Raw genomic sequence first — 15,819 nt, forward strand, 5'->3', positions numbered from 1 at the left:
GGCGGCTTAGGCCGGGTTAGCAATATCAACAAAATGTACGGTTAAACCCAGCTCAGCGGCTAAATGCTCACCCAAAGCTTTGACACCATAACGCTCTGTGGCGTGATGGCCTGCGGCAATAAAATGAATGCCCAGCTCGCGCGCACAGTGGATAGTTTGCTCTGAAACTTCACCGCTGATAAATAGCTGTGCCCCAGCCGCCGCGGCCTGTTCAATATAGCCTTGGCCGCCGCCGCTACACCATGCTAATTTGGTTACTGCACCAATGCCCACATCTTCCACCAACAGGTCGCGCTGCAATTGTTCTGCTAACAACGCCGCAATGTCGGTTAGTGGCGTTGCTTTGGCGAGCTCACCTTGTTGCAATACGCCAAGCGGCTCGACACCTAACACGGGTGTGGCCGTTTCAAGATGTAAAATCTGGGCTAATTGCGCATTATTGCCTAAGGTTGGGTGCACATCTAACGGCAAATGATAACCCAGTAAATTGATGTCATGCGCTAGCAAAAGCTGTAAACGGCGCTTTTTCATGCCAACCACCATGGGCGCTTCATTTTTCCAGAAGTAACCATGATGCACCAGGATGGCATCGGCATTTAAGGCCGCCGCTTGCTCTAATAGCGCCATGCTGGCGGTGACACCGGTGACCACGGTTTGGATCTGTGCTTTGCCTTCTACCTGCAAACCATTAGGGCAATAATCTTTAATGCGCCCACTATCGAGTAACTGATCCAAATAATCGACTAACTGTTGGCGTTCAATCATGGCATTTTCCTATTTTTCGCTTCTATCCACTGCCCCATATAACGGGTACTACGATAAGCATGCGATTGTAACATCTGGCCAGTAAAATTGCTGGCGCGCCGCTCTGCTCGCGTTAAAGCCGTTTCGATCAACAGCGGTTGTAATCGCTGCCAAAAATACTGAGCTTGATCACTGGCAAAGCGCGTAGCTAAAATGTGATAACCTTGCTGTTGCGCGCTTTGCCAAGCGGCAGCATCTTGATACAACTGACAGGCGGCAGCTGCCTGCTCGCTGCTGGTCTGGGCGATCTGACCGGCCCAGCCACTGTCGATGGTCATCCCTTCAGCACCAATGGGCGTCGTCACACTGGGTGTACCACATTGCATGGCTTGCAATAATTTGCCTTTTAAACCGGCGCCAAAGCGCAGCGGTGCTAAACAGACTCGGGCTTGACGCATAACCTGCTCGGCATTATCTACCCAGCCTTTCACTAAAAAGCCTTCTCGAGCATTATGTAAGGCGGTGGCTTTGGGTGGCGGATAGGCACCGTAAATGTGCAACTCTGCTTGGGGTAACTGCGCTCGGATCTGCGGCCACAACTGCTGCTTTAACCACAATACGGCATCCCAATTGGGCGCATGCCGGAAATTACCAATACTGATAAAGTGATGGCGTTCAGCAAAGCCCGGAGCGCTAGCAACCGGCTCAGTTTGCCAAAATGGGCAATAGGCCAGTAAGTTGGCTGGCAGCTGATAATGCTGTTGTAATAATTGCAGCTCATACTCAGAAATTACCAAGGTAAGATCACAGCGATAAATCGCGGCCACTTCACGCATAGCAAGTTCATTGTTCAAGTCAGCTAGCTGCAACGGTCGCTGCTGCTTAACAGCGTCATGCCGGGCATGGCGCAGCGCATGCACGTCTTCCATATCAAGTAAACGTAAAGCCTCTGGGCAAGCCTCGGCTACGCGCCAGCCAAATTGTTCTTCCAGCATAAAACGATCGAACAATACGGCAGCAGGTTGTAACTCAGCGATCCATTGATCAAAACGGCTGTCGTTCAGTGCAATGCTCTGCTCAGTAACACCAATACTTTCTAAAGCAAAGCGATGTGGGCTTTTTTCCGCCGCGCTGGCAAAGATCACCTGCCAGCCCTGCTGTTGAAATAACTGCAGTAAACTGAGCATTCGGCTCCCCGCCGCCGACGAATTGGGTTCAGGCCAAACGTAACCAATAATCACTAACAGTGGCATGTTGGCTCCTTTTCAAAAAGGCCATATTCTACCTGCTCAGCCTGTAAATAGCATCTATGTTGCCCACCGGCATTTCACTGGCGTTGAGATAAAAAGACATTGATTAAAATCAGGTGATTGGCTAGTGTTCATCATTATCAGCAACATCAGGTTGTCTGCATCACTTTGCGATTAAGGAATACGTCTTTATGTCACTGTTGCAAACAGTTAACGAAACGATACTGCTGTTTTTACCGCTAGCGGTTACGGCGATCATCGTCAGTGCAATCTTGTGGATCTCGCACGTATTGTTAATCCAACGCCATCAGGATGATGGCAATGAACGCCTTTTCCCACGGCAATTAGCCATGTTAACGCTAACGCTGATGGGTGTGATAGCCATCGCTCTGTCGTTGCCGGTGAGTGATAGCTCCCGCAACCAAGTGATTGGGTTAATTGGTTTAGTCATTTCGGGGGTATTTGCGTTTTCTTCTAGCACTATATTTTCGAATATTATGGCCGGTACCATGATGCGTGTGACTAAGCCATTTCGTACCGGTGATTTTATTCAAGTTGGGGAGCTATTCGGTCGTGTGGTAGAACGCGGTTTACTGGATACCGAAATCCAAACCGAAAACCGTGAGTTGGTGGCGATCCCCAATACCCTTCTGGTCAGTACCGCAGTTACTGTGACGCGCAGCTCGGGTTGTATTGTCTCAACAACCTTATCTCTGGGCTATGATGTGCATCATGCTCAAGTTGAAACCCTGCTACTTCAAGCAGCGGAAAATAGCCAGTTAACCGATCCCTTTGTGCAAGTGCTTGAACTGGGTAATTTCGCGATTACTTATAAAATCAGCGGTATGTTGGTTGATGTAAAAAGTTTACTCAGTGCTCGTTCAAATTTGCGCAAACAGGTTTTAGATGGCCTGCATGGTGAGGGTATCGAAATTATGTCACCCAGCTTTATGAATCAGCGTAAAGTGCCGGATGATGGCAAGGTGATCCCTGTAGGGCGCCAACCTATTACACCGAGTCACACTGAAAATGTGGCAGAAAGCGTCGTGTTTGATAAAGCCGAAGAAGCAGAGCAACGCGAAAACGCTAAAGCAGGCTTGCAGGCACAAATTGCCGAGTGTGAACAAAGGTTAGGCGATGCCAAAGATGAGCAAAAAGAACTGCTTCAGCAGCAACTAAAAATGCTAAAAGACCAGCTAAAAATATTAAATGATACCCCGGTTGAGCAAGCCGAATCGCCTGCTCAATAAGCTTAAATCACACTTAGCGGGGTGCGGGTAGCACATACCAGTACACCGCTAAAAAGTGCAAAATACTACCGGCCATCACAAACAGATGCCAGATTAAATGATGCATGTACAAGCTTTTCCAAACGTAAAAAATGACACCAAACGAATAACTTAGGCCGCCGGCTAACAGCAGCACTAAAGCCCCCGGCGCTAACTGCTGTAGCATCGGCTTTAACGCCAAAACCGCCACCCAACCTAAGCCAAGATAAAGCGCCAGCGACAGTTTTTTGTATTTCATCGCAGTGAGCCATTCTAGCAACACACCGCCAATGGCAATGGCCCAAACCAGCGCAAACAACGCCAAGCCCCAATGCCCCCGCAAACTGACTAAGGTTATGGGGCTGTAAGTACCCGCAATTAAAATAAAGATTGCGGCGTGATCTAGCTGTCGAAAGCGAAACTTTAATACCGGATCCACCACCGCATGATACAAACAAGAACTGCTATACAGCAGCACCAAAGCACTGGCATAAAGTAGCGCGGCCACCCACTGCCAAACATCCCCCTCTAGGGTATGTGAAAACAAGGCATAGCCACCGACACAAGCCAGTAAGGCACCAATACCATGGCTTAAACTGTGTAATTGATCTTCTAAACGGCTGTAATGACTCATAACATCTTAAAATAGGTGCGATTATGCAACTCATCTTACCAGCTTTATCGATAATGCCTAACCACAGTCGACAATTTTAACTGTCTGTTCGTCTTTATTTACAGCAAAACACCCGCATATCCGCTTTACGGGGTTTCGCTTTGCTCGGCCTTTGCCGTAGAATCCGCCTACTTGTTTTGATGATTGATAATGGAGCGCTCTGATGTCAGAGATAAAACACAGCAAATTACTTATTCTTGGCTCAGGCCCTGCCGGTTACACGGCCGCCGTTTATGCCGCCCGTGCTAACTTACAACCGGTATTAATTACGGGGATGCAGCAAGGTGGTCAATTAACTACCACCACTGAAGTCGAAAACTGGCCGGGTGATGCGCATGGTTTAACAGGCCCGGTGTTAATGGAACGGATGCAGGCTCACGCAGAAGCCTTCAATACCGAGATCGTGTTTGACCATATTCATACCGTGCAATTACAACAGCGCCCCTTTATTTTAACGGGTGATAACGGCCAATACAGCTGTGATGCGCTGATAATCTGTACCGGCGCTTCGGCTAAATATCTAGGTTTAGAGTCAGAGCAAGCTTATAGCGGCCGTGGCGTTTCAGCGTGTGCTACCTGCGATGGTTTCTTCTATCGTAACCAAAAAGTGGCAGTGATCGGTGGCGGTAATACCGCAGTGGAAGAAGCGCTGTATTTAGCCAATATCGCTGCAGAAGTACATTTAGTGCACCGCCGCGATACCTTCAAAGCGGAAAAAATCTTAATCGACCGTTTAATGGCTAAAGTGGCCAGCGGTAACATTATTCTGCACACGCACCGCACCTTAGAAGAAGTGCTAGGCGATGATATGGGCGTGAATGGTGTACGTTTGGCCTCAACCCAAGGGGAAGCGACTAAAGATATCGCCTTACAAGGCGTCTTTATTGCCATTGGTCATAAACCGAATACCGACATCTTCGCTGGCCAGCTAGAAATGAACGGCGGCTACCTGAAAGTACACAGTGGTACTGAAGGCAACGCGACGCAAACCAGTATTGAAGGCGTTTTCGCTGCCGGTGATGTTGCCGACCATATTTATCGTCAAGCCATCACTTCAGCCGGTTCAGGCTGTATGGCTGCACTGGATGCCGAGCGCTACCTAGACGCCCTTGCCAAATAAGCCATCCCCGTTAACATCTTAAACGTCTCAGAGTGAGGTCCAACCACACTCTGAGACAGGTTAGACCACACTCAGAGACAGGTTGGATCACACTCAGACACTGGTCAGACCGCACTCTGAGACAGGTTAGACCACACTCAGAGACAGGTTGGCGTTGTGACGGGGTTTTTAGCGCTTTTTAACCGGACATTGCTATGCCGATTTATTTGCCTGAGCTAACTGTTAATTCACTTGTTTTCCCCCCGGTAAGTCAAGCGTTGACCGAGCCGGATGGTTTGTTGGCGATGGGCGGGGATTTATCGGTGGCACGGTTAACGTTGGCCTATCAATCTGGTATTTTTCCTTGGTTTGCCGATGGCGACCCGCTGCTATGGTGGAGCCCGGGCACGCGTACGGTATTTCCTCCTAACACGCTGCAATTAAATCGCACCTTACGTAAACAATGGCAAAAATCCGAGCTGCAGATTACCCTTAATCATGACTTTGCTGCCGTGGTGAAACTTTGCGCGGCCCCCCGACCAAGCCAAGCACAAACATGGATCTTGCCTGATATTCAGCAAGCCTATATTGCGCTTCATCAACAGGGCTTAGCGCACAGTATTGAAATCTGGCAACAGCAGCAGTTAGTTGGAGGGTTGTACGGTGTACAATTAGGCCAGTTGTTTTGTGGAGAATCGATGTTCAACCGTATCGACAATGGCGCTAAATTCGCGCTCGTCGCGCTACAACAACATTTACAGCGTTATGCACCGGGCTGGATTGATTGTCAGCTACCCAACCCTTTTTTATTAAAACAAGGTGCCAGTACCATGCCAAGAGCCGATTACCTCGAATTGCTGCAACAACTCCGCACTCTACCTGCTCCGGCAAAACATTGGCAAGCGCAAACCTTAACGTTGCAGTATTAAGGCTCTGAATGGAAAATATTGCCTTACAATTTGGTTTAACGCAGCCGACAACCTGCAGTTATCTCCCTGAACAACAAGAACAATTAGCCGTATTGATTGGTCCTGAGCCAATTGAAGCCGATACCTATAGCCAACTCATCGCCTATAATTTCCGGCGCAGCGGGGATCAAATTTATCGACCGCACTGTGCAGCATGCAGTGCCTGTCAATCATTACGGATACTGGTGAGCGATTTTCAACCCAGTGCCGCACAGCGACGCATATTAAATAAAGCACAGCGCGAACATTGGCATTATCAATTGAGTGACGCCCCCCAAATTGATAGCGCAGAATACACTGAGCTATTTACCTTATTCAGCCGCTATATCGCTTTTAAACATGCCGACAGTGTGATGTTTCCGGCTACAGATGAACAATTACACTCGTTATTACATAGCCACTGGCAACCTATCCGCTTGTTAAAGCTGTATCAAGCTGATGTGTTAATGGCAGTCAGTATCATTGATGATCTCAGTGATAGCTTTTCAGCGGTCTATACTTTTTTCGCTGCTGAAGGGGCTCGGTTTTCACCGGGTAAGCTGGCGATTTTATATCTATTAGACTTCGCCGCGACCACCGATCGGCGTTTTGTCTACCTTGGCTATCAAATTGAAGGCTGCCAAAAAATGGCCTATAAGAGCGAATTTCGACCTCATCAGCGTTTTTTTAATGGTTACTGGCATTCATTTGCGTAAAAAAGCGCTTGCTGCTTTACTTATCGACGGCTTTTCGGCACAATCTGCGCTGTTTTTCGAAGGCACCCAATTTTTTATAGAGGCGAGTACGCTGAATGGCGAAAGAAGATGTAATTGAGATGCAAGGTACCATTTTGGATACCCTGCCAAATACGATGTTCAAAGTTGAACTTGAAAACGGTCATGTTGTGATCGCTCATATCTCTGGCAAAATGCGTAAGAACTATATCCGCATCTTAACTGGTGACAAAGTAACGGTTGAACTGACGCCGTACGACTTAACCAAAGGCCGGATCGTTTTCCGTCAGCGTTAAGCATTAGCCAAAAACGAACACGCGTTTCGTTTATTGGACAAACCCGGCATTAGCCGGGTTTTTGCGTTAAATCATTTTTGATGATGCGCAGTAAAGCAAGCAGCCACTACCCTATTAGGCAGCGACTGCTTACTCATCAGGCATCCGCTAAAGCTTGGCTCGATTGATAATCAAACTGCAGCGCATCAGCAACTAAGCTGACTTTCACGTCGCCGCCACTGCTTAAACTACCAAATAAGATTTCGTTCGCTAACGGCTTTTTCAAATGCTCTTGAATAACCCGCGCCATCGGCCGTGCGCCCATTGCCGGATCATAGCCTTTGTCTGCTAACCATTGTCTTGCTTCGGCAGTTAACTCTAACGACACCTGTTTTTTATCTAACTGCACTTGCAGATCACAGATAAACTTATCAACGATTTGCAAAATAATGGCAGGATCTAAATGCTTAAACCAAATAATGCCATCTAAGCGGTTACGAAACTCAGGGCTAAAAGTCCGGTTAATTTCGGCTAACGCATCATGGCTGTGATCTTGTTGCTTAAAGCCAATGGTTTTACGGATGGTTTCTTGTACACCCGCATTGGTGGTCATCACCAACACCACGTTTCTAAAATCAATCTTGCGGCCATTATTATCGGTTAGGGTGCCATGATCCATAACCTGCAGCAGAATGTTGTAGATATCGGAGTGCGCTTTCTCAATTTCATCTAACAACACCACCGAATAGGGATGCTTTGACACGGCATCGGTTAGCATGCCGCCTTGTTCAAACCCGACATAGCCTGGCGGTGCGCCAATTAAGCGGCTCACCGCATGGCGTTCCATATATTCAGACATATCAAAGCGTAATAACTCTACGCCCATCACTTTTGCCAATTGCTTGGTCACTTCGGTTTTACCCACACCGGTTGGCCCCGCAAATAAGAAATTACCAATCGGCTTTTCTTCATTGCCCAAACCTGAGCGAGATAAACGTATGGCCGAGGTTAATACATCAATCGGTTCGTTCTGACCAAACACCACCATTTTTAGATTACGATCTAAATTGGCTAACACATCTTTATCTGAGGCCGATACCGACTTCTCAGGGATGCGCGCAATTTTGGCAATAACTTGTTCAATCTCTGCCACGTTAATCGTTTTACGGCGCTTAGAGGCCGGTAATAAGCGTTGTGACGCGCCGGCTTCATCTATGACATCGATGGCTTTGTCTGGTAAATGCCGTTCATTAATGTATTTTGCCGATAACTCCGCTGCCGCACGCAACGCTTTTTGGGTGTATTTAACATTGTGATGTTTTTCATAACGCTCTTTTAAACCAATTAAAATACGCGTCGTGTCGTCAACACTCGGTTCTAACACATCAATTTTTTGGAAACGACGTACCAAGGCGGTATCTTTTTCAAAGATACTTTTAAATTCTTGATAGGTTGTTGAACCCATGCAGCGTAAACGCCCACTGGATAATAACGGTTTAATTAAATTCGAGGCATCCATAACGCCACCAGAGGCGGCACCAGCACCAATTACGGTATGAATTTCATCAATAAATAAGATGGCATTTTTTTCTTGTTCCACTTCTTTTAATAACGATTTTAAGCGTTTCTCAAAGTCACCACGGTATTTGGTACCGGCCAGTAACGCGCCCATATCCAATGAGTAAATCGTTGCGTCAGCAATCACCTCAGGCACTTGTTGTTGCACAATACGCCACGCTAAGCCCTCGGCTATGGCGGTTTTGCCCACCCCGGCTTCACCAACCAATAAAGGGTTGTTCTTTTTACGCCGACATAAAATTTGTACCGCCCGCTCGACTTCGGCATCACGGCCAATTAACGGATCAATTTGACCATTTTTCGCTAATTGATTTAAGTTTGCCGTGAAGTTTTCTAAATAACGATGCTCATCAGCCGAGGATTCGCCCATTTCTTCAGGGGGCGTATCGTCATGCTGCTCCAGCTTTTCGGTTTTAGCGATGCCGTGTGAAATGTAATTAACCACATCTAAGCGTGTGATATCGATTTTTTTCAGAAGATACACCGCCTGAGACTCTTGCTCAGAGAAAATCGCCACCAACACATTGGCGCCGGTGACTTCTGACTTACCTGAAGACTGCACGTGAAATACCGCGCGCTGTAAAACCCGTTGAAAACCTAAAGTAGGTTGGGTATCGCGCTCGAGTTCGCCTTCGGGCAATACGGGTGTAGTGGAGTCAATAAAGCTGGCCAATTCGTGACGCAGTTTATCAATATTAGCCCCGCAGGATTTTAACGCTGCTCCTGCTGCAGGGTTATCGAGTAAGGACAACAGCAGATGTTCTACTGTCATGAATTCATGACGACGGTCACGCGCGAACCTGAAAGCCGCATTCAGTGTCAACTCAAGATCTTTATTTAACATGCACTACTCCTAATCCACCTGAGTTAGATAATTCTCCGACCACAGTCGGTGTTCCCATTGGATTATGCTCGCTCCATGGTGCATAACAGCGGATGCTGATGCTCCTTGGCATAATCACTGACCTGCTGTACGCGAGTTTCTGCTATTTCTGCCGTGTAGATGCCACAAACAGCTTTACCCTCATAATGAACTTTCAGCATAATTTCTGTTGCCTGCTCGTACTGCAGGTTAAAAAACCGTGACAGCACATCAATAACAAAATCCATAGGCGTGAAATCGTCATTGTGCAAAACCACCTTGTACATAGGGGGTGGCGCCAGTCGTTGCCGCGTTAATTCTGCAATGTCATCAAAGTGTACGTTTGGATTGTTATTACCGCTCATAAATAAACTATAGCCATGCGCGCGCCATCCAGCAAAGGCGCTTCAATTAAAATTGCGTAAAAGTATTTAGCATATTTCAGCAAATACCTTGACTGTCTGTACAAATTATCTACATTAGATAGTGGAGCAACCAAAAAGCTCCTCTAACATGAAGCTCAAGCATACAGAATATAGCTAAACTTAGAGAAGGATGTAAGTAGTATGGCTACCGGTAAAGTAAAATGGTTCAATAATGCAAAAGGATTTGGGTTTATCCGGGAAGATGGGCGCGACGAAGATATCTTCGCGCATTATTCAACCATCACCATGGACGGCTACCGCACGCTAAAAGCGGGTCAGGATGTCGAATTTGACTTGTCTGAAGGGCCTAAGGGCTTACATGCAGTTAATATCAAACTTCCTGGCGAAGAATAAGTAAGCGAACACGTTACGGTTATTTCGGTAAGTTCATTAGCCATAATGTTAGCTTGCCCCAATAACCGATGTGGCTTACTAAACTGCCCGAGTTCAATCCACAACCTTGCTGAGCTATTTCAAGTTCACAACGTTGGCTGTTTTCTCTACATTACAGTGACTACAGGCAGAAAAAAAGGCGCTAACCCGAGGGTTGCGCCTTTTTGCTTAACCAAGCAACTTGCCCAAATGCTTACAGGGCAGTTAAGGCGGCGTTTAGTGTTGCGCTTGGACGCATGGCCGCTGCGGCCTTGCTTTGATCCGGACGGTAGTAACCACCGATATCCACTTCACGACCTTGCACACCGTTTAACTCGGCCAATATTTGCTGCTCGCCAGACTGCAGTGCGTCGGCTAGCTTAGCAAAACGGCTAGCTAAAGCAGTATCCGCAGTTTGTTGCGCCATCGCTTGTGCCCAGTACATGGCTAAATAGAAATGGCTACCACGGTTATCTAACTCACCCGCTTTACGGCGCGGTGATTTGTCGTTATCTAAAAACTGAGCGGTCGCTTTATCTAACGTATCCGCTAAGATCTGCGCAACCTTGTTATCAGCAACTTGGGCTAAATGTTCTAACGACGCGGCTAACGCTAAAAACTCACCCAATGAATCCCAACGTAAGTGGTTTTCTTGCACGAATTGCTCAACGTGCTTCGGTGCTGAACCGCCTGCACCCGTTTCAAATAAGCCACCACCGTTCATCAATGGCACTATAGATAACATCTTGGCACTGGTACCGAGCTCAAGGATGGGGAATAAGTCTGTTAAGTAATCGCGCAATACGTTACCGGTTACCGAAATCGTGTCTAAACCTTGTTTCATACGCGCTAAGGTATGACGGGTTGCCTCTACCGGCGACATGATTTGAATATCTAAACCATCAGTGTCGTGATCCGCTAAATAAGCATGCACTTTCTTGATTAATTCCGCATCGTGAGCACGTTGGTTGTCTAACCAGAAAATGGCTGGCGTGTTGCTTAAACGTGAGCGATTAACCGCTAATTTAACCCAATCACGGATCGGCTCATCTTTTACTTGGCACATACGCCAAATATCACCGGCCGCCACTTTATGGCTGAACACGGTTTCGCCTTTGCTGTTGGTTACCACAACAGTACCTGCCGCGGCGATTTCAAACGTTTTATCGTGTGAACCGTATTCTTCGGCTTTTTGCGCCATTAAGCCAACGTTAGGCACTGAGCCCATGGTACGGGGATCAAAGGCACCGTTTTGCTTACAGAAAGCAATGGTTTCTTGGTAAACACCGGCATAGCAACGATCAGGGATGACCGCTTTGGTATCTTTTAATTGGCCATCTGGCCCCCACATTTGACCTGAGCTACGGATCATCGCTGGCATAGACGCATCGATAATCACATCGCTTGGCACGTGCAGGTTGGTGATACCCTTATCAGAGTTTACCATCGCCATGGCGGGTTTATCCGCATACAGCGCGGCGATATCAGCTTTAATCGCGTCTTGTTCAGCTTGAGGTAACTGCGGTAACTTGGCGTATAAATCGCCGATACCGTTGTTAACATCTAAACCCAGTTGAGTAAAGGTTGTGGCGTATTTCGCGAAAATTTCTTTGTAGAACACTTTAACCGCATGACCGAACAGGATCGGATCCGACACTTTCATCATGGTGGCTTTTAAGTGTAACGAGAACAACACGTCTTGCGCTTTGGCATCTTCAATCTCAGCGGCGTAAAACTCGCGTAAGGCGGCTACGCTCATCATGGTAGCATCGACTACTTCACCGGCTAATACTGGCACTTTTTCTTTAAGTACTTGTACGCTGCCATCGGCTTGCTGCAGGCTGATTTTTAACACATCCGCTGCCGCCATGGTGGCAGATAATTCAGAGCCATAAAAATCGCCGGCACTCATGTGAGCAACGTGTGATTTCGAGCTGCTGCTCCAAGCACCCATGCTGTGCGGGTTTTTACGCGCATACTGCTTAACCGAAGCCGGCGCACGACGATCCGAGTTACCTTCACGTAAAACCGGGTTCACGGCTGAACCTTTGATCTTGTCATAACGCGCTTTGACGTCACGTTCTTGCTCGGTTTTTGGCTCTTCTGTGTAATCAGGTAAAGCATAACCTTGCGCTTGTAATTCTTTTACCGCCGCTTTTAATTGCGGTAATGAGGCGCTAACGTTCGGTAACTTAATAATGTTGGCGTCTGGCTGTTTGGCTAATTCGCCCAATTCAGCTAAGTCGTCGTTGATCCGTTGCTCTGGTGTCAGAAACTCAGGGAAGCTGGCAATAATCCGACCTGACAATGAAATGTCGCGGGTTTCAACCACTACGCCGGCAGCGGCAGAGAACGCCTCGATAATTGGCAATAATGACTGAGTCGCCAATGCTGGCGCTTCGTCAGTTATGGTATAAATAATTTTTGCACTTTCATTCGACATGTTAGTTCCTGTATTGTAATCGACGGATCGCATTGACAGGGCCATTGCCACCCGAGTGTGGAAATTGTTTTAAACGCAGCCAAAAAACCGACTGATTATATCAGCATCAATCAGATTAAAACAGGCGCAGTATGACCGACCAGTAAATGTTCTAATACACGCGGTAGGATGCTCACTGGTAACGGCGGCGGTTTGCCCCAGATTAACGTCGAGAATTTGTGTGAAAAAATCAACATCAGCAGCCCAATCCAAACATAAGGGCTTTTTCAAAAAAAACAATGGCGAGAGTGTTACAACACCGATCTTAGTGCTTTTTAATAAGCCTTTTGATGTGTTAAGCCAGTTTACCGACAACAGTACCCCACCGCGCGCTACGCTGGCAGACTTTATTGATATTCCAGATGTGTATGCGGCAGGTCGTTTAGATCGAGATAGTGAAGGCCTGTTATTACTGACCAACTGCGGTAAAACCCAGCAACGCATCAGCGATCCGAAATTTAAAGCCCCCAAAACCTATTGGGTGCAAGTTGAAGGTGACATTAGCGAACAAGCACTGCAGCAATTGCGCCAGGGTGTGCAACTGAAAGATGGCCTCACCCTGCCCGCCCAAGCACAACGGATGGCCGAGCCCGCGCTATGGCCTCGCACTCCAGCCGTGCGTTATCGCGCCAATATTCCAACCAGTTGGCTAAGTTTAACCATTAGCGAGGGCCGTAATCGGCAAGTTAGACGGATGACCGCTGCGGTCGGCTTTCCTACGCTGCGCTTAGTGCGCTGGCAAATCGGTGATTGGCAACTGGCCGATCTAGCACCGGGTATGAGCCGTACTATCCCGCTAACCCGTTAAACGGCTCTGTTAGGGGCCCTTTGCTTTACAGGATGACACTGCATGAGTAGAAATCGATTACATTTGACCGTGGCTGCGGTTATTCAGTATCAAGGCCGTTTTTTATTTGTGGAAGAGCAAGACAAGCAACACGGTCATAAAGTACTGAATCAACCGGCTGGACATATGGAAGAAGATGAAGATGTACTCAGTGCCGTATGCCGCGAAGTAACAGAAGAAACCGGTTTAATGCTCACGCCTACCGCTTGGCTTGGCATCTCACAATTAGCGGCAAGCAACGGCCATACTTATGTACGGGTTAACTTTTTATTTGAACCCGACTCGCTACCGCAACACTACCAACCGCAAGATAACGATATACTCGCCTTGCATTGGCTAAGCGCCGACGAATTACGCCAGCACCCCGTGCCGGCACGCAGTCGACTGGTGCATGATGCCATCAATAGCTACTTACAAGGCACTCGGCTGGCACTTAATCTGATTGAGCCGCTGCGTTAGCATTTTGCCCGACTAAATTTGGTGGTATAATCCGCGCCTTTAATTTTCAGCTAAGTTAAGTGCGGTGTCATGTCAGATAACAGCAGTAAAAAAGTCATCGTCGGAATGTCTGGCGGCGTAGATTCCTCAGTATCAGCCTGGTTACTCATACAACAGGGTTATCAGGTTGAAGGCCTGTTTATGAAAAACTGGGAAGAAGACGATAATGACGAATACTGTGCTGCCGCCGAAGATATGGCCGACGCGCAAGCCGTGTGCGACAAGCTCGGCATTAAGCTGCACAAAGTCAATTTCGCCGCTGAATATTGGGATAACGTGTTTGAGTACTTTTTGGCTGAATACCAAGCCGGTCGCACGCCAAATCCCGACATCATGTGCAATAAAGAAATCAAATTTAAAGCCTTTCTTGAATTTGCCGCTGAAGCCTTACAAGCCGATTATATTGCTACCGGTCATTATGTGCGCCGCCGCTTGCAAGACGGTCATTGGCAAATGCTGCGTGGTTTAGATCAAAATAAAGATCAAAGTTACTTTTTATACACGCTCGCTGAACAGCATATTGCGCAAACTTTGTTTCCGGTAGGTGAGCTAGAAAAGCCGGCCGTACGTGCTATTGCAGAACAACAAGGCTTGATCACCCACGACAAAAAAGATTCCACCGGTATTTGTTTTATTGGCGAACGCAAATTTAAAGATTTTCTACAACAATATTTACCGGCACAACCAGGCGACATTGTCAGTATTGATGATCAGAAAGTGATTGGGCAACACGATGGCTTGATGTATCACACCCTTGGCCAACGTAAAGGCTTGCGCATTGGCGGGCTTCGTGATGGCAGCGACGAACCTTGGTATGTGGTGGGTAAAGATCTTCAGAAAAATCAATTATTAGTGGCACAAGGCCATGACCACCCGGCTCTGTTGTCTAGCGGCTTAATTGCCACGCAATTAGACTGGGTTGATCGCACGGGGCCGCAACAACCACAACGCTTAACGGTGAAAACTCGTTACCGTCAAACCGACATTGCTTGTTTGGTTACGCCGTTGCCTGAAGGTCGGTTAAAGGTCGAATTTGATCAGCCACAAAAGGCCGTTACTCCAGGTCAGTCTGCCGTATTTTATTTAAATGAAGTCTGTTTGGGCGGCGGCATTATTGATGAGGCGTTAAACTAAATGGAAGCATCGTTACAAACTCAATTGATTGCTTTAGCGGGCCTGTGCCAAGCGGTAAAATTGGTGCAAACGGTTGCTCGCAGCAGCGAATCGCAACAAGGTCAATTAGCCATTGCGCTGGGTAGTGTTGTTAATCTCAACCCAGCTGAACCGCTCGATATTTATGGCGGTGAGATGCAAAACTTGCGACAGGGTTTTGAACTAATTATCGAACAACTTGCTGATAAACCAAAGAAAGATGTCGAATTAACCCGCTATTTAGTCGGTGTATTAGCGCTAGAGCGCCGTCTGAATAAAAACAGCAAGAATATGCAGCAGCTCGGCAATCAGTTACAGCAGATGGACCGTCAATTACAGCACTTTACCGTAACGGACGAAACCATTATTGCTAAGTTAGCAGACATCTACACCGAATGTATCAGCAGCTTGGGGGCCCGTATTCAAATTTACGGCCAACCCGACTTACTCAGTCAAAACAGTGTGCAGCATAAGGTACGAGCATTACTGCTTGCCGCCGTGCGAGCAGCAGTGCTTTGGCGTCAAGCGGGCGGAAGCCGGCTGCATTTTGTTTTTAAGCGACGTAAATTATTGGCTGCGGCAGAAGCCGCATTAAACAGTATCTAACTAAGCA

The 15,819-nt window shown here is 47.4% G+C and carries 16 protein-coding genes; 10 read left to right on the forward strand and 6 right to left on the reverse strand.

All coding sequences use genetic code 11. The features are described from left to right. Window positions 1-6 precede the first annotated feature (6 nt). Both L1N97_RS11210 and L1N97_RS11215 read right to left on the reverse strand, forming a co-directional pair. Window positions 7-765, reverse strand: a complete 759-nt coding sequence (locus L1N97_RS11210) for a Nif3-like dinuclear metal center hexameric protein (RefSeq protein WP_236129842.1) — start codon at window positions 763-765, stop codon at window positions 7-9. Further along, window positions 762-1,997 carry a glycosyltransferase gene (locus tag L1N97_RS11215; protein ID WP_236129843.1) on the reverse strand — a complete coding sequence of 412 codons (1,236 nt, stop codon included), beginning with the start codon at window positions 1,995-1,997 and terminating at the stop codon, window positions 762-764. Before L1N97_RS11215 ends, L1N97_RS11210 begins: the two co-directional genes overlap by 4 nt. Before the next feature lie 188 nt (window positions 1,998-2,185). On the opposite strand from L1N97_RS11215, the gene L1N97_RS11220 reads away from it, so the two are divergent. Further along, window positions 2,186-3,244, forward strand: coding sequence for a mechanosensitive ion channel domain-containing protein (locus L1N97_RS11220; RefSeq protein ID WP_236129844.1), 1,059 nt, complete (start codon window positions 2,186-2,188; stop codon window positions 3,242-3,244). 13 nt (window positions 3,245-3,257) lie between these two features. Here L1N97_RS11220 and trhA read toward each other — a convergent pair whose 3' ends face one another. Then, window positions 3,258-3,896, reverse strand: coding sequence for a PAQR family membrane homeostasis protein TrhA (trhA, locus tag L1N97_RS11225; protein WP_236129845.1), 639 nt, complete (start codon window positions 3,894-3,896; stop codon window positions 3,258-3,260). A 202-nt stretch (window positions 3,897-4,098) separates the two neighbouring features. Between trhA and trxB the strand changes: the two genes are divergently transcribed. The 4 genes from trxB to infA all read left to right on the forward strand — a co-directional run bounded on the left by trxB (window position 4,099) and on the right by infA (window position 7,011). Beyond that, complete coding sequence (gene trxB, locus L1N97_RS11230; protein WP_236129846.1) at window positions 4,099-5,055, forward strand: thioredoxin-disulfide reductase; 957 nt, start codon at window positions 4,099-4,101, stop codon at window positions 5,053-5,055. 194 nt (window positions 5,056-5,249) lie between these two features. Beyond that, entirely contained in the window at window positions 5,250-5,963 is a 714-nt protein-coding gene (aat, locus tag L1N97_RS11235; RefSeq protein ID WP_236129847.1) for a leucyl/phenylalanyl-tRNA--protein transferase, read from the forward strand. 8 nt (window positions 5,964-5,971) lie between these two features. Further along, window positions 5,972-6,697, forward strand: coding sequence for an arginyltransferase (locus tag L1N97_RS11240; protein ID WP_236129848.1), 726 nt, complete (start codon window positions 5,972-5,974; stop codon window positions 6,695-6,697). A gap of 95 nt (window positions 6,698-6,792) precedes the next feature. Next, on the forward strand, window positions 6,793-7,011 hold the full coding sequence (gene infA, locus L1N97_RS11245; protein WP_008610216.1) for a translation initiation factor IF-1: 219 nt from the start codon (window positions 6,793-6,795) through the stop codon (window positions 7,009-7,011). A 136-nt stretch (window positions 7,012-7,147) separates the two neighbouring features. On the opposite strand, the gene clpA is transcribed toward infA, so the two are convergent. Then, on the reverse strand, window positions 7,148-9,412 hold the full coding sequence (gene clpA, locus L1N97_RS11250) for an ATP-dependent Clp protease ATP-binding subunit ClpA (RefSeq protein ID WP_226750935.1): 2,265 nt from the start codon (window positions 9,410-9,412) through the stop codon (window positions 7,148-7,150). A 62-nt stretch (window positions 9,413-9,474) separates the two neighbouring features. Next, window positions 9,475-9,795 carry an ATP-dependent Clp protease adapter ClpS gene (gene clpS, locus L1N97_RS11255; protein WP_226750934.1) on the reverse strand — a complete coding sequence of 107 codons (321 nt, stop codon included), beginning with the start codon at window positions 9,793-9,795 and terminating at the stop codon, window positions 9,475-9,477. Window positions 9,796-9,996: 201 nt separating this feature from the next. On the opposite strand from clpS, the gene cspD reads away from it, so the two are divergent. Continuing rightward, the gene (gene cspD, locus L1N97_RS11260; protein ID WP_226750933.1) at window positions 9,997-10,209 is read left to right on the forward strand and encodes a cold shock domain-containing protein CspD; all 213 of its coding nucleotides are present in this window, start codon (window positions 9,997-9,999) and stop codon (window positions 10,207-10,209) included. Between the two features lie 232 nt (window positions 10,210-10,441). Here the strand turns inward: cspD and L1N97_RS11265 are convergent, their stop codons facing one another. Beyond that, on the reverse strand, window positions 10,442-12,670 hold the full coding sequence (locus L1N97_RS11265; protein ID WP_236129849.1) for an NADP-dependent isocitrate dehydrogenase: 2,229 nt from the start codon (window positions 12,668-12,670) through the stop codon (window positions 10,442-10,444). A 301-nt stretch (window positions 12,671-12,971) separates the two neighbouring features. Here L1N97_RS11265 and L1N97_RS11270 point away from each other — a divergent pair, with 301 nt between their 5' ends. The 4 genes from L1N97_RS11270 to hflD all read left to right on the forward strand — a co-directional run bounded on the left by L1N97_RS11270 (window position 12,972) and on the right by hflD (window position 15,812). Continuing rightward, a complete protein-coding gene (locus L1N97_RS11270; protein ID WP_236129967.1) occupies window positions 12,972-13,517 on the forward strand; it encodes an rRNA large subunit pseudouridine synthase E in 546 nt (181 codons plus the stop codon). A gap of 42 nt (window positions 13,518-13,559) precedes the next feature. Then, window positions 13,560-14,015 carry an NUDIX domain-containing protein gene (locus L1N97_RS11275; protein ID WP_229585225.1) on the forward strand — a complete coding sequence of 152 codons (456 nt, stop codon included), beginning with the start codon at window positions 13,560-13,562 and terminating at the stop codon, window positions 14,013-14,015. 69 nt (window positions 14,016-14,084) lie between these two features. Then, window positions 14,085-15,188, forward strand: a complete 1,104-nt coding sequence (gene mnmA, locus L1N97_RS11280) for a tRNA 2-thiouridine(34) synthase MnmA (RefSeq protein ID WP_236129850.1) — start codon at window positions 14,085-14,087, stop codon at window positions 15,186-15,188. After that, window positions 15,189-15,812: a high frequency lysogenization protein HflD gene (gene hflD, locus L1N97_RS11285; RefSeq protein ID WP_229585223.1), complete on the forward strand. Its 624-nt coding sequence runs from the start codon at window positions 15,189-15,191 to the stop codon at window positions 15,810-15,812. Window positions 15,813-15,819 lie beyond the last annotated feature (7 nt).

Origin of the sequence: Rheinheimera sp. UJ63, from assembly GCF_021568285.1 — a bacterium.
Classification (GTDB): domain Bacteria; phylum Pseudomonadota; class Gammaproteobacteria; order Enterobacterales; family Alteromonadaceae; genus Alishewanella; species Alishewanella maricola.

What these genes read in the sequence shown, in the direction of transcription:
- L1N97_RS11210 (WP_236129842.1), bottom strand. Translation starts at nt 765, where the DNA reads ATGATTGAACGCCAACAGTTAGTCGATTATTTGGATCAGTTACTCGAT.
- L1N97_RS11215 (WP_236129843.1), bottom strand. Translation starts at nt 1,997, where the DNA reads ATGCCACTGTTAGTGATTATTGGTTACGTTTGGCCTGAACCCAATTCG.
- L1N97_RS11220 (WP_236129844.1), top strand. Translation starts at nt 2,186, where the DNA reads ATGTCACTGTTGCAAACAGTTAACGAAACGATACTGCTGTTTTTACCG.
- trhA (WP_236129845.1), bottom strand. Translation starts at nt 3,896, where the DNA reads ATGAGTCATTACAGCCGTTTAGAAGATCAATTACACAGTTTAAGCCAT.
- trxB (WP_236129846.1), top strand. Translation starts at nt 4,099, where the DNA reads ATGTCAGAGATAAAACACAGCAAATTACTTATTCTTGGCTCAGGCCCT.
- aat (WP_236129847.1), top strand. Translation starts at nt 5,250, where the DNA reads ATGCCGATTTATTTGCCTGAGCTAACTGTTAATTCACTTGTTTTCCCC.
- L1N97_RS11240 (WP_236129848.1), top strand. Translation starts at nt 5,972, where the DNA reads ATGGAAAATATTGCCTTACAATTTGGTTTAACGCAGCCGACAACCTGC.
- infA (WP_008610216.1), top strand. Translation starts at nt 6,793, where the DNA reads ATGGCGAAAGAAGATGTAATTGAGATGCAAGGTACCATTTTGGATACC.
- clpA (WP_226750935.1), bottom strand. Translation starts at nt 9,412, where the DNA reads ATGTTAAATAAAGATCTTGAGTTGACACTGAATGCGGCTTTCAGGTTC.
- clpS (WP_226750934.1), bottom strand. Translation starts at nt 9,795, where the DNA reads ATGAGCGGTAATAACAATCCAAACGTACACTTTGATGACATTGCAGAA.
- cspD (WP_226750933.1), top strand. Translation starts at nt 9,997, where the DNA reads ATGGCTACCGGTAAAGTAAAATGGTTCAATAATGCAAAAGGATTTGGG.
- L1N97_RS11265 (WP_236129849.1), bottom strand. Translation starts at nt 12,670, where the DNA reads ATGTCGAATGAAAGTGCAAAAATTATTTATACCATAACTGACGAAGCG.
- L1N97_RS11275 (WP_229585225.1), top strand. Translation starts at nt 13,560, where the DNA reads ATGAGTAGAAATCGATTACATTTGACCGTGGCTGCGGTTATTCAGTAT.
- mnmA (WP_236129850.1), top strand. Translation starts at nt 14,085, where the DNA reads ATGTCAGATAACAGCAGTAAAAAAGTCATCGTCGGAATGTCTGGCGGC.
- hflD (WP_229585223.1), top strand. Translation starts at nt 15,189, where the DNA reads ATGGAAGCATCGTTACAAACTCAATTGATTGCTTTAGCGGGCCTGTGC.